This is a genomic window from Intestinimonas massiliensis (ex Afouda et al. 2020), from assembly GCF_001244995.1.
Taxonomy (GTDB): Bacteria; Bacillota; Clostridia; order Oscillospirales; family Oscillospiraceae; genus Intestinimonas; species Intestinimonas massiliensis.
This window is the reverse complement of record NZ_LN869529.1, coordinates 1,827,579-1,842,135: the sequence shown is the minus strand read 5'-3', so window position 1 is coordinate 1,842,135 and position 14,557 is coordinate 1,827,579. Positions and strand designations below refer to the sequence as shown.

At 60.0% G+C, this 14,557-nt stretch carries 12 protein-coding genes; 8 read left to right on the top strand and 4 right to left on the bottom strand.

Annotated elements, in window-relative coordinates:
• Positions 1-32 precede the first annotated feature (32 nt).
• Genes BN2154_RS12840 through BN2154_RS12825 form a run of 4 tightly spaced genes read left to right on the top strand, consistent with a single transcriptional unit; the run spans position 33 to position 4,211 of the window.
• Positions 33-986 (top strand): DHH family phosphoesterase, encoded by a 954-nt coding sequence (locus BN2154_RS12840; protein WP_050619154.1) that lies wholly within the window; start codon positions 33-35, stop codon positions 984-986.
• Complete coding sequence (truB, locus tag BN2154_RS12835) at positions 976-1,860, top strand: tRNA pseudouridine(55) synthase TruB (RefSeq protein ID WP_050619153.1); 885 nt, start codon at positions 976-978, stop codon at positions 1,858-1,860. Before BN2154_RS12840 ends, truB begins: the two co-directional genes overlap by 11 nt.
• Positions 1,861-1,897: 37 nt before the next feature.
• Positions 1,898-2,806, top strand: coding sequence for a riboflavin biosynthesis protein RibF (ribF, locus tag BN2154_RS12830; RefSeq protein ID WP_094762510.1), 909 nt, complete (start codon positions 1,898-1,900; stop codon positions 2,804-2,806).
• A gap of 49 nt (positions 2,807-2,855) precedes the next feature.
• Entirely contained in the window at positions 2,856-4,211 is a 1,356-nt protein-coding gene (locus tag BN2154_RS12825; RefSeq protein WP_050619151.1) for a DUF1576 domain-containing protein, read from the top strand.
• 45 nt (positions 4,212-4,256) lie between these two features.
• On the opposite strand, the gene BN2154_RS12820 is transcribed toward BN2154_RS12825, so the two are convergent.
• Positions 4,257-6,614: a SpoIIE family protein phosphatase gene (locus tag BN2154_RS12820; protein ID WP_050619150.1), complete on the bottom strand. Its 2,358-nt coding sequence runs from the start codon at positions 6,612-6,614 to the stop codon at positions 4,257-4,259.
• Between the two features lie 598 nt (positions 6,615-7,212).
• On the opposite strand from BN2154_RS12820, the gene BN2154_RS12810 reads away from it, so the two are divergent.
• Positions 7,213-7,665: a hotdog fold domain-containing protein gene (locus tag BN2154_RS12810; RefSeq protein WP_050619148.1), complete on the top strand. Its 453-nt coding sequence runs from the start codon at positions 7,213-7,215 to the stop codon at positions 7,663-7,665.
• 144 nt (positions 7,666-7,809) lie between these two features.
• A complete protein-coding gene (locus BN2154_RS12805; protein ID WP_050619147.1) occupies positions 7,810-8,736 on the top strand; it encodes a MerR family transcriptional regulator in 927 nt (308 codons plus the stop codon).
• A 108-nt stretch (positions 8,737-8,844) separates the two neighbouring features.
• Here BN2154_RS12805 and BN2154_RS12800 read toward each other — a convergent pair whose 3' ends face one another.
• The gene (locus tag BN2154_RS12800) at positions 8,845-9,687 is read right to left on the bottom strand and encodes a DMT family transporter (protein ID WP_154666700.1); all 843 of its coding nucleotides are present in this window, start codon (positions 9,685-9,687) and stop codon (positions 8,845-8,847) included.
• Between the two features lie 244 nt (positions 9,688-9,931).
• Complete coding sequence (locus tag BN2154_RS12795) at positions 9,932-10,825, bottom strand: MerR family transcriptional regulator (RefSeq protein ID WP_050619145.1); 894 nt, start codon at positions 10,823-10,825, stop codon at positions 9,932-9,934.
• Between the two features lie 302 nt (positions 10,826-11,127).
• On the opposite strand from BN2154_RS12795, the gene brnQ reads away from it, so the two are divergent.
• Together brnQ and BN2154_RS12785 are read left to right on the top strand one after the other, a co-directional pair.
• Positions 11,128-12,492, top strand: coding sequence for a branched-chain amino acid transport system II carrier protein (gene brnQ, locus BN2154_RS12790; protein WP_050619144.1), 1,365 nt, complete (start codon positions 11,128-11,130; stop codon positions 12,490-12,492).
• 30 nt (positions 12,493-12,522) lie between these two features.
• Complete coding sequence (locus tag BN2154_RS12785) at positions 12,523-12,999, top strand: beta-alanyl-CoA:ammonia lyase (protein ID WP_242853759.1); 477 nt, start codon at positions 12,523-12,525, stop codon at positions 12,997-12,999.
• A 137-nt stretch (positions 13,000-13,136) separates the two neighbouring features.
• Here BN2154_RS12785 and BN2154_RS12780 read toward each other — a convergent pair whose 3' ends face one another.
• Positions 13,137-14,315 (bottom strand): IS110 family RNA-guided transposase, encoded by a 1,179-nt coding sequence (locus BN2154_RS12780; RefSeq protein ID WP_050617779.1) that lies wholly within the window; start codon positions 14,313-14,315, stop codon positions 13,137-13,139.
• Positions 14,316-14,557 lie beyond the last annotated feature (242 nt).

Genomic DNA, 14,557 nt, shown 5'->3' with positions numbered 1-14,557 from the left:
GCCGCAGGCAGGCGAGTGAGGGGAACATAAGCATGAACTATCAAGAGGCAGCCGCCTGGCTGAACCAGCGAGATCACGTCCTCATCCTGACCCACCGCCGCCCCGACGGGGACACGGTGGGGTGTGCGGCGGGGCTCTGCGCCGCCCTGCGGGGCCTGGGAAAAACCGCCTGGGTCCTACCCAACGAGGACGCCACCGACCTGTTTGCCCCCTATCTGGAGCCCTATCTGGCCCCCGACGAGGCGGAGCCGGACGTGGTGGTGTCGGTGGACATCGCCGGGCGGGGACTGTTCACCCCCCGGGGGGAGCGATGGCTGGAGCGGGGCATCGACTTCGCCTTTGACCACCACCCCTCCTACGAGGGCTTTGCCAAAGAAAGCTGCGTGGACCCGTCTAGGGCTGCCTGCGGCGAGCTGATGTACGACGTGGTGCGGGAGCTGGGCCAGCTCCGGCCGGAGACGGCCCTGCCCCTCTATGTGGCCGTGTCCACCGACACCGGCTGCTTCATGTACGGCAACACCACGCCCGCCACCCACCGGGTAGCCGCCGCCCTCATGGAGACGGGCATTGACTATCAGGCCGCCAACAAGCGCCACTTCCGCACCAAGAGCTACAAGCGTTTCCGCCTGGAGGCCCTCATCGTGGCCAACATGGACCTCTACGACGGGGGAAAGCTGGCGGTCACCGCCATCTCCCTGGAGGACATGGCCAGGCTGGGTGCCGATGAGCGGGACGCCGAGGACATCGCCGCCTTCCTGGGACAACTGGAGGGGGTGGAGACTTCCGTCACCATCCGGGAGCTCCAGCCCGGGGAGTGCAAGCTCTCCGTCCGCACCGTGGACGGCGGGCTCAACGCCACCCGGGTCTGCTCCCTGCTGGGGGGCGGCGGACATGCCGCCGCAGCGGGATGCACCGTTTGGGGCGGCGTGGACGACGCTAAGCGGGAGATCTTAAAGGCCATCCGGACGGTGCAGCATGGCGGCTAACGGTATTCTTGTCATCGACAAGCCCTCCGAGTGGACCAGCATGGACGTCTGCGCCAAGCTGCGGGGGGCCTTCCACGAAAAGCGCATCGGCCACGCCGGGACCCTGGACCCCATGGCCACAGGGGTGCTCCCCGTCTTTGTGGGCCGGGCCACCCGGGCGGTGGAGTTCGCCAGCGAGTCCAATAAGGAATATATTGCGGATATAAAACTGGGGGTCATCACCAATACCCAGGATCGGACCGGGACTGTGCTGGAGACCAGACCGGTCACCGCCGGTCGGACAGAGGTGGAGGCCGCTCTGGCCCCCTTTCGGGGGGAGATCCTCCAGGTGCCACCCATGTACTCCGCCGTCAAGGTGGGGGGGAAGAAGCTCTACGAGCTGGCCCGGAAGGGCAAGGAGGTGGAGCGCAGGGCCCGGCCCGTGACCATTCACGCCCTGGAGCTGCTGGAGGGGGGCGACCCGGAGGCCGGGGAGTACCGGCTGCGGGTGCTCTGCTCCAAGGGGACCTACATCCGCACCTTGTGTCACGACTTGGGACAGGCCCTGGGCTGCGGCGCGGCGCTGGCCGGGCTGCGGCGGACCCAGGCCGCCGGGTTTGGGCTGGACCGGGCCGTCCGGCTGGAGGATGTGCTGGCCGCGGCGGACCGGGGAGAGGCGGAGCGGCTGCTCCTCCCGGTGGACGCCTACTTTGGCGGCTATCCCGCCCTCACCGTAGACGAAGCGGGGGAGAAGCGGGTTCGCAACGGCGGGTCCATCCGGGCCGCCGGGGGGGACGGTACCTACCGAGTCTACGGGCCGGGCGGGGCGTTTCTCATGCTGGGCCGGCTGGAGCGGGGGACCTTAAAGACCATCAAGAGCTTTTATGAGGTCTGAACCCGCAGATATCTGCAACAGAAACGAGGGAACGACCTTGAACGATACCAAACGAGTCATCGCCCTGGGCTTTTTTGACGGGGTACACACCGGCCACGGCGCTCTGCTGAGCCGGGTGCGGGAGAAGGCCGCCGCGCTGGAGGCGGTCCCCACCGCTTTTACATTCGACGCCCATCCGGGCAGCCGCATCACCGGGGCGGTCACGCCGCTGATCAACTCGGCGGCCGACCGGGCCGATCTGATGCGCCGCCTGTACGGCATTCGGGAGATTATCGTGGCCCACTTCGACAGCATGATGCGGATGCCCTGGGAGGACTTCATCACGGAATACCTGGTGAAGGAGCAGGGGGCTGTCCATGTGGTGGCCGGCCACGATTTCCATTTCGGCTACAAGGGGGAGGGCAATCCCCGGCGCCTGGCAGAGAAATGCGCCGCGCTGGGGGTGGGCTGCGACATCATCCCTAAGATCGAAAAGGAGGGGATCACCATCTCCTCCACCTACATCCGCACCCTCATCGCCCAGGGCGAGATGGAGCGGGCCGACGCATTTTTGGGCCACCCCCACGTGCTTACCGACCGGGTGGCCCACGGCAAGAAGCTGGGCTCCACCCTGGGCTTCCCCACGGTGAATCTCCACTTTCCCCCCGGCGTGCTGGTGCCGGCCTACGGGGTGTACGCCACCCGGGTGTGGTTTGAGAACGGGGACAGCCGCCCGGCGGTGACCAACATCGGCATGCGCCCCACCGTGGACGACGGGGACTCCGTCAGCGTGGAGGGCTATATTTTGGATTTCCAAGGCGACCTGTACGGGCAGACCATCCGCATGGAATTCTTCCGGCGCCTGCGGGGGGAGCGAAAGTTCCCCTCCCTGGACGCCCTGCGGGAAGAGGTCATGCGCAACGCCCAGCAGACGCGAGATTACTTTGCCGCATTCAAGGCGCAATAAAAAGGCGCCGGACTCTGGCATCCCACAGGTAAGAGGGGGGACCCGCTCCATGCGATACCAGAAAATGTATAAATTTATCCTGCTGTTTATCGCTGCTGAGCTGCTGACGGCGGTGATTCTGGACCATCCGGCCAACATCCTGCCGGGACTGGTCAAAATCATCACGATGCAGGATGTGCTCATCACCGACTATGTCCAGATCGCCGGACCGGGGGCCGCCTTGGTCAACTCCGCCCTGGTGACTCTGGTCAGCACCGTCATCCTCTATCTCTGCAAAGACCCCCTCAACGGCTTCACCATTGCCCTCATCGGCCTGATGTCCGGCTTTTCCCTCTTCGGCAAGAACATTGCCAACATCTGGCCCATCATCCTGGGCACCTGGACCTATGCCAGGCGCCGCAGGGAGCCCTTTGGTCAGCACGTCAATGTGGCCCTTATGGCCACCGCCCTGTCGCCCCTCATCAGCTACATGGCTCTGGGCAGCCAGCACGCCAACCTCCTGGTGGGCGTCCTCATGGGCATGGTCATCGGAGGTGTGCTGCCCTCTCTGTCGGCCTATACCTACAAGGTCCAGAACGGCATGAACCTCTATAACATGGGCTTTGCCTGCGGCATGCTGGCTATGATGATCGTCCCCATCCTCACCGCCGCTGGAGACTCCCCCGAGAAGGTCATGTACTGGGCCACCGGCTACAACACGAAATTCACCGCGGCCCTGTGCATCCTGTGCGGCGTTCTCATTTTTTCAGGATTGTTCCTGTGCGGCAAGCCCGCCTGGGCCGCATGGGCCGGCTACCGCCGCCTGCTCCTTACCTCCGGCCGTGCCCCCAGCGACTACCTGCGTATGTTCGGCGCTGCCCCCGTCCTCATCAACATGGGGGTCAACGGCCTGGTGGCCACCGCGTACATCCTGCTCATCGGGGGCGACCTGAACGGCGCCACCCTGGGCGGCATCCTCACCGTCATCGGATTTTCCGCCTACGGCAAGCACGCCGCCAACATCCTGCCCGTCATGTGCGGCGTCTCTCTCGGCGGCACCTTCCTCCACTACAATGTCAACTCTCCTGCCCTTCAGCTCGCCGGCCTCTTCGGCACCACCCTGGCCCCCATCGCCGGGGTCTTTGGCTGGCCCTACGGCGTGCTGGCCGGGTTCCTCCACTCCGCCGTGGTGCTCCAGGCCGGTGTGGTCCACATGGGGGTGAACCTCTACAACAACGGCTTTTCCGGCGGCCTGGTGGCCATCGTGCTCTATCCCACCATCACCGCCGTCGCCCGCCGCCGCAATCCGGACCTGCAGCAGCGGGACGAGGCCCGTATCTTCCAGGAGGACTCTCCGGAGCCCACCGAGCGGGACCAGCCCCCCGACCCCGAACGGGAGCCCGGCCCGCCCCAGGAATTTATTTGAATCAAGGACCGCCCTGGATGCACGCATCCGGGGCGGTCCTTAATTCTAGAGCTTTCGGCGCTCCAGCCGCACCACCAGGGCGGTGCGGTCGTCGGAGCCAGGCGCCTCCTGGGCGTCGATAAGGGAGCGGGCCAGATCCTTGGGACTCTCCCCGCCGAAGGCTGACACTGTCTCCCGCAGCCACAGGTCCGGCCGTCCGCCGGTCACCCCGTCGCTGACCAGCACCACCGTGTCCCCCGCCTCCAGGTCCAGCCGGGTCACGTCGGGGGATACCCCGTCCCCGTCCACCAGGCCCGCGGGCAGCGCGCTGCCGGACAGCTTGCTCACCGTGTCCCCCTTGCGGACATAGGTGGGGGCGGCGCCGAATTTGTAGAGGGCCGACTGGCCGGTAAACAGGTCGATCTGGAGCAGATCCACCGTGGTGAAGCCCCCCTCCTCTTCGCCCCGCAGGGCCAAAGCGGAGTTCAGGGTGCGCAGGGCAGCCTCCGCCTCTACCCCCGCCTTCAAAAAACGCTCCAGCAGCCGGATGGCCGTGCTGCTCTCCCGGCTGGCCTCCGGCCCGCTGCCCATGCCGTCGCACAGCAGGATATACAGAAGCCCCGCGTCGGTGCGGAACCAGGCCCCCGCGTCGCCGCTCACCGTCTCGCCGTCCTTCTGCCGGGCGGCCACCCCCGCCACCGCCATCAGAGGCTCGGCCTGGGTGAACACCACCTTGTCCAGCGCTCCGCTGCCGGTATACTCGGGCTCCCGCAGGGGAAGTCCCAGCAGGGCGGAGAGGGCCTTGCGCTCCTTGGGCTCCGTCAGGGCGGACAGGTCGGGGCCCTCCAGCTCGGCCCGCAGGTGCCCCGCCTCGTCGTAGTAGACGCTGGCGTTTCCCTCCAGGCCCAGGGCGGTGAGGTGGCCTCGTAGCTTCTTTTCCCGGGCCGGGTCGGGGACCAGCTCGGCGGACAGCTCCGCCGCCGCATTTCCCAGGACATGGGCCAGCTCGGCGTACTGGCGGCACACCGCCCCCCGGCTCTCCTGGAGCCGGGCCTGGTACTGGCGGCGGGCGAGCAGGGCGGTGAGCTCCTCGTTGGCAGCGGAGAGGAACTGGGGAAAGTGCAGACAGCGGCTGGTGAAATGGAGGGGAAAATCCGAAGCCTGGCCCCGGCCCCGGTCTACCATGGCGGGCAGGGCGTCATTGAGAGCGTTGAAGGTAGAGACATAGTCCCGCTGCCAGCAAGCGTCCCGCAGCGCGCAGCGGCGGCACACCCGGCCCGCCGCCCGGTCGAAGATGGCGGCGGTGTTGCCGTCGTTGGGACCGGGCCGGCGGAAGGAGCTGCGCAGGGTGGCGTAGAGCTCCTGAAAGGCCCCGGAGGTCTCCAGAAGCTTGCTGCGCACATAGGCCATGGCCCGGTCCGCCGTGTCGGACGACCCCTCGCGGGTCAGCAGGGCCCCCACCCGGCGGGTGAGCTTGTCCGGCAGCAGCAGGAAGAGCACCGAGGCGGCGAACACTTCGTACAGCAGGGCCAGGCGGAGGCCCGCCTCCCAGCTCCACAGCACCGTGACGGCGTTGGTCAGGATATAGGCCACGGCGGCCAAGAGCCGGCCCTGCCGGCAGAACATGCCCGTCACCAGCCCCGACAGGCCGAAGGAGACGGTGCAGGCTCCAGGAGCCCCCACGGCGATATCCATGCACAGCCCGGCGGCCACCCCGGCGGCAGCCCCGATCTCCAGCCCCCCCTGGGAGGCGATCACCATTACGCCCAGGGCGGCGGCGATGCGGCCCAGGGAGATCAGGTCCCCCAGAATGGTGAACTGGGCCAGGGAGATGAGGACGGTGCCCGCCAGGATCATCAGGCTGATGACCTGCCGGGAGGAGAGGCTCCCCTCCTCCCGCCTGCCCGTCCAGGGGGAGAAGGCCACCCGGTAGAAGTAACAGGCCGCCCCGGTGAGCAGCAGCTCGGTGCCGAAAAAGATGACCTGGGGGGCGTCCCACCGGCTGTCCGCCAGGTAGACGAAGCCGGTGGCGCCGTTGAGAAGGGAGGACACCAGGGGCATGAACCACACCCGCTTGTAGAGCCGGATATCGTAGAAGGCAAAGGACACCGAAAAGATGAGAATCGCCGCCGCCACGTAGCGCAGTCCCGCCGTGAGCCCTAGAAAGGACAGGTAGCCGAAGGCCGCCCCCACCAGGGCGCAGAAGCCGTCCAGCCCCGAACCGGAGCAGCCCACCAGCGCCAGACCGAAGGGGGCCCAGCCGCCGAAGATCTCCGCACCGGCCAGCATGGCCCCCAGCAGGAAGCGGATGGCGCACTCCGCTCCCCGGACCAGCGCCGGCGCCCGCAGCACCAGCCGTCCCGTCCGAGCCAGGTCCTCCCGGGCCCGGGCCGCTTTCATTTTCAATCCTCCGTTTGCCGCCATGGTCTGTCTCCTCCTATGTATCCCGAAAGGTAGTAGAGACAGTATAATCCAATAAATGGAAATATATAGTCGGAATGTGGCTGACCGGATGGATGGAAAAGGAAAAACGTGGAAAGGCGGCGGGCTATTTCAGCAGGACCAGGTGGGGGGCGGAGCCGGGGGCCAGGAGGACGCACTCCGGCAGCATGAAGCAAGAGCCACGCAGGACCAAGACAGCCTCGGCGGCCATGACCGCTGCACCCAGGGCCCTGCTCCGGGACGGAAGGGATGTGAGAACGGAAAACGGGTCATATGGGAAGTCAGCAAAAAACCCTGCCATAAAATTATGGAAAGACACAAGATACAGGGGCAGAATTGGCCGTCCATTTGGCTGAATGTACCTGTTTTGCGGGCAAAGGCGGCAAGAATCGGAAAAATGAAAACCCTCCCCCATACGGAACCTTTTTGACTTTTGGGCCCGTTTTGCGGAAAACTTTTTTTCATCTTCCGGTTGACCATCCATTTAGGGTATCTCCTAAAATAAGTGACAGGTTGAGAAAAGGAAAACAAACCTTTCCAGGCGCAAAAAACTCACATAATTAAAAGGAGGATCTTAACAATGGTTGGTAAGAAAGTCGTACATCATCTGATGATGAGCTCCAAGGACTGTCACTATGTGGGCGGGCTGGTGAACGGCGCCCGTATCGTGAATCAGTGGGGCGACGTCGGCACCGAGCTGATGGTCTATGTGGACGGCGACATCTCCCTGTTCCTGGGCTATGAGGACATCAAGTTCACGGCCCCCGTCTACGAGGGCGACTTCATGGAGTATACCGGCGAGATCATCGAGGTCGGCAACCAGTCCTACAAGTGCAAGTTTGAGGCCTGGAAGGTTGCCACCATGCTGGACCGCACCGGCGCCGACATGACCGGCATCGCGCATACGGCCGCCACCGCCTGCGAGCCTCCCATTCTGTGCGGCACCGCCACCGGCAGCCTGTTCATCGCCAAAAAGGACCAGCGCGGACCCACCGAGTCCTCTTACAGCAACCGAAAGCATCGCGGCGAGTAAGTTTCATAAAAAGAAAGAGCGGACCGCGGTCCGCTCTTTCTTTTTATACGGACAGCGTCCGGCATAAAAAAGCCGTTGTGCGCATGGAACGATTGTGCTATACTGGAAAAACAAGGAAATTAAACGTCGAAAGGACGAGACGGTATGGCAGAGGAAAAAAATCAATACTCCATCGGCAAGGTGTCCACGTTGTGCAACGTCCCTGTCAGGACCCTGCGGTATTATGATAAGATCGGCCTTTTGGTCCCGAGTCACCGGAAGGACGACAATCATTACCGCTACTACTCCCAGGAGCAGCTGCTGACGCTGTTCATCATCCGGAAATTAAAGCTGCTGGGCATTCCGCTGAAGGAGGTCCGGGAGATTGTCTGCGGACAGGATACGGCGGCAATGACCCGAAGCATCCAGGCGCGGCTGGAGGAGATCGGCCAGACCATCGAGACGCTGAACGGTCAGTACGAGGAGGGACAGACCCTGCTCAACCGTCTGGCCAGGGGGCAGACCGTACTGTCGGCGGGGCGGGAGAGCTGGAGCACGGAGGAGATACAGGTGGAGGACATCCCAGCCTGCGAGGTGCTGTTTACCCGGCGGATCAAGAAGAACTATAAAAACAGCGACGTGTCGGTAGACCGATGGTTTGAACTGTTCAAGATGGTATCCAAGCACAATCTGCGGGTAAAAGGGCCGGTGATCCTGACCTATCACAACAAACCGCTGGAGCAGTTTTTTAAGGTGGACTGCGACCTGGAGATCAGCATCGAGGTAAACGAACACCAGGACTTGCCCATTTTCAAGCAGTTCGGCGGCTTCCGGGCGGTGACCGCCCTGCATATCGGCCGAAACGAAGAGATCATCCAGAGCCATGTCAAGACGATCAAATGGCTTTCCGAGCATGGCTATGAGGTGGCCGGCCCCATCTCGGAGGAATACATCGTCTCCCCGGTGGATGTCAACAAGGAAGAAGAACATATCACCAAAATTATTATTCCGGTCCAGGAGACGGAGCGCAGAGAAGAGAAGCAGGGGAAGAAACGGCCACCCCAAAGGCCGATGGAGGAGAACGCCATCTAAACCAAGAGAAGCCGGCGTTGGCAGGACGACGGCTTCTCTTGCTTTTGCGGATGGAACGAATGTTGGGGGTCAAGGGCCTGCCGCCATGCAGCGGGCCGCTTCTGCGTCTTAGGGCTGCGGGGAGCGAATGAGCAGGAGGGAACGGATGGTGATGGCAGCCAGCACAATGCCGCCGCCGCAAAGAGAGACAGCGCCGGGTCGTTCGCCCACGGCCAGGAACACCCAAACGGGATTGAGAATAGGGTCGATAATAGGCAGCATCACGGTTTGCAGGGCGGTCAGACTCTTGGAGGCTTCGGTGAAAAGTCGGTAACCCATCGTGACTACGATACCGGCGATTACAAGAACAGCGATGTCACGGGGGGAGGGAAGTTGAGACTGAAAGGACCGGACAGTGAAGGGAATGCCGATAAGAAAGGCGAGAAAGCCGCCCAGGAAGATGGATTGCTCAGGGTGTCCGCCTTTTTGGAAGCGTAGAAAGATGGAGAGAAGGGCGAAGGAGATGCCATTGCCCAGCGCAATGACGTTTCCAAGAATACTGCCGCCGCCCATTTTATCCAGAAAGAAAAGGCACATGCCGCCCAGCACCACGGCTAGACACACCCAGTCCGAGCGGCGGACCCGCTCGTTGAGGATCATCCAGGAGAAAAAGGCCACATAGATCGGGGCGGTGTACTGCATCATCACGGCGGTGGCCGAGGTGGTGAGTTTGGTGGAAAGGATGATGCAGTAAGTAAAGGCCATATAGGAAAGTGCGCCGCCCAACATAGGCCAGGACCACGGAAGTTTTTGGCGGCGTATGAAAAACAGCATAGTCAGTGAGGCTGCAAAGCTTCGCATGCAGACGATGGCTAGCGCATCCATTTCAATCAGTTTGATAAAGACGCCCGCCAGACTCCACAAGAAGGCAGTGAGCAGCATCGTGAGCATGGCTTTCTTTGTTTGATTCACAATTGTACCTCCTGACCTGAAGAATCCACTGCTATTATAACGGGTCCAGTTGCAAGAGGGTCAATGGGATGTCGATGGATTGCAACCGTCCCGCCGTGCAATTTTCAAAAAACACTCCAGCAAATGGAAGGGTTCCGGATTCGACAGGCTAGAGGGGTAAAAAAAGAAGATTGCCCTGAAAAGACGTTACAGCCTTCCCGGGGCAATCTGTCGGACAAACGGAGAGCATGGCGGAGAACCCGGGTCATGCGGCAGGGCGCCGGATGGGGATGAGGATCTGAACGATATGCTGTCCCTCGTCCTTTACCTCCAGGGGAGAGATGATGAACCGTTCCGCGGGGGGGCCCAGCACCTCGCAGCCGTGCTGGTTAATCCACTGCAGAAGGGTGATGTAGCTCCGGACGATATCGCTGTATTTCCCGACGTGATAGACGGTGGCTGCATAGGTGCCGCCCCAACTGCGCACATTCTCAATCTCGGGCAATACGGCGTTCTGCCCAATGAGCACACCGAATTCCACATCACAGTCCTTCATTAGGAACTGCCCCAGCAGCTCCCCATAAAAGGTGACAATGATAGGGCTCTCCAGCGGGATGCCCAGGGCGGTGCATTGCTCCAGAATGTCAATCCAACGGGAGAAGGAGACGTCCGCATTGCGGTACTGCTTCATAAGCTGGCGGGAGTAAAGCAATTGTCCTTCGGGTATGTACTCGACTTGAATGGGGGTGGAGTGCCGGGACAGGTCCGGCCCTACCTCCGAGCGATGCTGCGCCATGATCTCGCGGCCCAGCCGGACCCGGCCCAACAGAGAGGAGATGGTCTGCTGCTTGGCCTGAAGCATGCGGATTTCCTCGTTGAGCTCTGCCTGCTTAGCAGTCATCATGCTCTCGATAAAGTCCAGACTGGTGTCCTCGATCAGGCTTTGAACCTCCTTGAGATTAAAACCGAGGGCACGCAGACGGCGAATCACCAGCAGCGTGTTCATTTGTTCCTTGCTGTAATAGCGGTAATTGCTCTCCTCACGGCGGTACGTGGGCTTGAGCAGACCGATTTCATCGTAATACCGCAGCGTTTTTACAGGGGTGTTGCACAGTCCGGCAACCTTTCCGATAGAGTAGCAGTCGTCTTCGGGAACCACAGAAATCCCTCCTTACGGTCGGTCGAAGTATTGCGGGGAAGTGCCATGCCTCTTTACATAATTTATAATATATAATATCCATATTTTCTGTGTGTTTCAATAACAAATTTTCCAATAAATTAATATTCCTAAGATAAAAATCCACAAAAGAACCCTACTGCAACAGGAGACTTCTGGAAATAGTTTGGAAACTCACCATTTATTTTTACGTAAAAAAGAGTTGACTTTCCATCTGCTGTAACGGCTAGCATACGAATTGTTCGCGGACATCCACAAAAAGGCAAACAAGGGAGGAATGTTATTTGAGCAGTCTGAACAAACACGGAGACCTGAACCCCGTAGCCCTGTTTATGACCGGCGGAGCCCTGTTTTCCATGCATTTTGGCGCATCCAGTATGGTGTGGCCCATGAACTGGGGCAAAGAGAGCGGAAGCTCCTGGCCGCTGGCCTTCATCGGAGCCTTCATCACTGCCATCCTGCTGGTGCTGGTCGCCTATGTCGCGCTGGCAAAATCCAACCAATCCTACAGTCAAATGACCGGCCGGCTCGTTGGGAACCGCTTTGGAGCGTTCTTTACCTGCCTGACCATCGTGGTGCTGGGGCCCCTCTACGCCATCCCCCGTATGAGCGCGGCTTCCTGGGATTCCATCGTCCAGGCATTTGGGCTCAACCCCACTTCCAAGCTGCCCCTCATCATCTTCACCATTCTATTCTATATTGTGACCTACTTCTTCCTGGCCAACCCCGGAAAGGCCATGGACCGCATCTCCGCCATCCTGTTCCCCATTTTGCTGATCATTGTGGTGGCCGTGGTCGGAAAGGGACTGCTCAATCCCATTGCCGCGCCGGTGGCGAAGTCCTATGAGGGCAACGCCTTCGCTTACGGCTTCACCAACGGCTACGCCACCGCGGAGATCCTGTGCGCCCTCATCTTCGGCGTGGTGATCCTCAAAACCCTGGAGAACAAGGGCGTCGCCCATGATCGCATGAGCAAGAACATGGTCCGCGTGGGCATTGTGGGTCTGGCCATGCTAAGCTGCACCCACCTGGCCCATATGATCATCGGGGCCAACACCGGCGGTACGCTGGATCTGAGCTACACGGCCCTTTACACCGCCGTGGCTGCCATCTTGTATGGCAAGGTGGGCGGGATCCTCTTCTCCATGGCGCTCTTCCTGGCCGCCCTGACCACCGCCATCGGCATGACCTCCGGCTGCGCTGAGTTTTTCGTGGAAGTGAGTCATGAAAGACTCAATTACAAGCAGTGGTCACTGATTATGGTAGTCCTGAGCATCATCTTCGGCAGCCTGGGCCTGACCAACATTCTCTCTCTGCTGGGCCCCATCCTGGACGGTATCTATCCCCCCGCTATCGTGCTGGTGCTCTACTACGCGCTGTGCCCCAACGCCATGTCCCCCCGGCAGACGCTGGCCGCACGCTGGGCGATGTATGCCTCAGTGATATTCGGCGCTCTGGATATGATATGGAAATACTTTGTAAAACTTGACGCCAATCCCGGCGGGATTTGCGATCTCTATCTGAAGCTCCCCTTTGCCGACGTGTCCCTGGCTTGGGTGCCCTTTACCATCCTGGCTTTCATCATTGGTTGGTTTGCCTACCGGGAAAAACAGACGGATCCCCCTCTGAAAAGCGCAGCGGACGCATAAATTGACCATTTTTAAGGAGGAACAAGCATCATGGCAAGAAAGATATCTTATCTGAGCTACAACATGACCACGGCGGACGCCAATAATCCGGACGGACTGGTGCCATTTGGCCGTCAGTTCGACTTCATCGGCGACGTGGAGACCGAGCAGATGATCCTCAACGACGGCGACGAGTCTCTGTGCCTGGGCTATCACGACGTAGAAATCTACGAGGATGTATTTGTGGGGGACATGATGGAATATAAGGCCACCATGACCCATGTGGGAGGCACTTCACGCGACTGCCGTATCGAGGTGTATAAGCTGGCCACCCCCGCCGCCCGCGCCGGCCGGACCGACTGCAAGCCCGGCGATATGGTCTGGTTTGACAAGCCGGTGCTCTGCACCGAGGGCAACGTCCGCCTGGTGGTGAAGAAGCACCTGCAGCGCGGCGAGCAGCCCGACGGCCTGGTGGAGAATCCCTGGCGTCCTCTGGAGGACTTCCCCGAAGACGACTGCGAGATGTAGACGTAACGTTATATCAGAAAGATTAACTATTAGAAGTCAACCCCCAAAATGAATGGCGGTGGTACAAAAACAGATGGTTCAAAAAAAGTATATCAAAGTAGAGGTCCGTTAGGACCCCGGATGCCAGCAAGAGTAAGTTAGGCTACCAGACGGTACGGTTGTCTGGACTTCTCCAGAGCGAAGATGAGCCGTACCAGTTTCTTGGCCGCGTGGGAGATTGCAACATTGTAATGCTTGCCTTCCGCTCGTTTCTTGGCAAGGTAAGACGCAAAGGCCGGGTCCCATAAGCAGACATACTTGGTGGCGTTGTAAATGGCGTAGCGAAGGTATCTGGAGCCGCGTTTTTCCATGTGCGGATAGCAGTTCTTGAGCTGTCCGGATTGGTAGGTCGATGGTGAAAGCCCTGCATAGGCAAGCAGCTTGTCGGGAGATTCAAAGCGGGAGAAGTCCCCAACCTCGGCAAGGATCATAGCCCCCATGCGACAGCCAATGCCCGGAATGGTCGTGATCGGAGAGTGCAGTTCATCCATCATAGCTTGGATTTCTGTTTCGATTTCCTCAATTTCAGCGTCCAGTTCCCGGATAAGCCGGATGGTATGCTGCAATTCGAGGGACTTGGCAGGCATTCTGGAGCCTATGGAATTCCTGGCAGCATCCCGGATGTCCAGGGCCATGTCCCGCCCGTAACGGCCTCTGGAGGCGTCAGTCAAAAGGGATTTCAGTCGTGTCAGGTGCGCCCCGGCGATCTGAACGGCGCCAGGGAACTCTTCCAGCAAGGCATAGACAGAAGCCCCATGGAGGGACGGTACCAGATTTTCCAACTCTGGGAACAGGATGCAGACCAGCCTGGAAACAGAGCATTTCAGTTTGGCTCGTTCTTTCACCTTGTCGAAACGGTATCTTGTGAGTGACTTTAGCTCCTCATTGTGGTATGCTGTGTCTGTGTAGGGCTTGAGGCCTACATCGGACAGAAGCATAGCTGCAATCGTTCGTGCATCCACACGGTCAGTCTTTGTCTTTCTTAAGCTGAGACTTTTCCTGTAGAGATTGGTGCGCAAAGGGTTCAAGACATAGGTGGCCAGACCGTTGTCAAGAAGAAACCCAAGGATGTTGTAGCTGTAATGTCCGGTCGCCTCAAGCCCTACTCTTATTTTGTCCTGGGATGTGGTGCAGTCCCGGATTTTCTGAAGCAGGCAGGTAAAACCATCCATGTTGTTGGGAATGGTGAACACATCTGCCAGGACTTCACCTTCCGAGTTGAGAATGAAGCAGTCGTGCTTGTCCTTTGAGACATCAATGCCAACAGAAACTACCATGATAAAACCTCCAACGGTAAGATTGTGATGCTGCTCCACAGAACACTTTGCTCTTGTAGCCTTGTTCCACATAAACCGTCTGGCGGTATTTAACTGATTAACAAAACTGCAAAGGGCTGTGGTTGGAACCTTTCTTAAACCATCTTCTGGTAGGAGGACAACACCAATCCACAGCATCCCTTACAGTGTAGCACATAGCCCTTGGAGAGGGGCTCTAATAACTACTACTTTATAATACAAGG

Excerpts from the sequence above, each read along its gene's own strand:
- BN2154_RS12810 (WP_050619148.1), top strand. The coding sequence starts at position 7,213 with ATGGTTGGTAAGAAAGTCGTACATCATCTGATGATGAGCTCCAAGGAC.
- BN2154_RS12785 (WP_242853759.1), top strand. The coding sequence starts at position 12,523 with ATGGCAAGAAAGATATCTTATCTGAGCTACAACATGACCACGGCGGAC.
- BN2154_RS12825 (WP_050619151.1), top strand. The coding sequence starts at position 2,856 with ATGCGATACCAGAAAATGTATAAATTTATCCTGCTGTTTATCGCTGCT.
- truB (WP_050619153.1), top strand. The coding sequence starts at position 976 with ATGGCGGCTAACGGTATTCTTGTCATCGACAAGCCCTCCGAGTGGACC.
- BN2154_RS12820 (WP_050619150.1), bottom strand. The coding sequence starts at position 6,614 with ATGGCGGCAAACGGAGGATTGAAAATGAAAGCGGCCCGGGCCCGGGAG.
- BN2154_RS12840 (WP_050619154.1), top strand. The coding sequence starts at position 33 with ATGAACTATCAAGAGGCAGCCGCCTGGCTGAACCAGCGAGATCACGTC.
- BN2154_RS12780 (WP_050617779.1), bottom strand. The coding sequence starts at position 14,315 with ATGGTAGTTTCTGTTGGCATTGATGTCTCAAAGGACAAGCACGACTGC.
- BN2154_RS12805 (WP_050619147.1), top strand. The coding sequence starts at position 7,810 with ATGGCAGAGGAAAAAAATCAATACTCCATCGGCAAGGTGTCCACGTTG.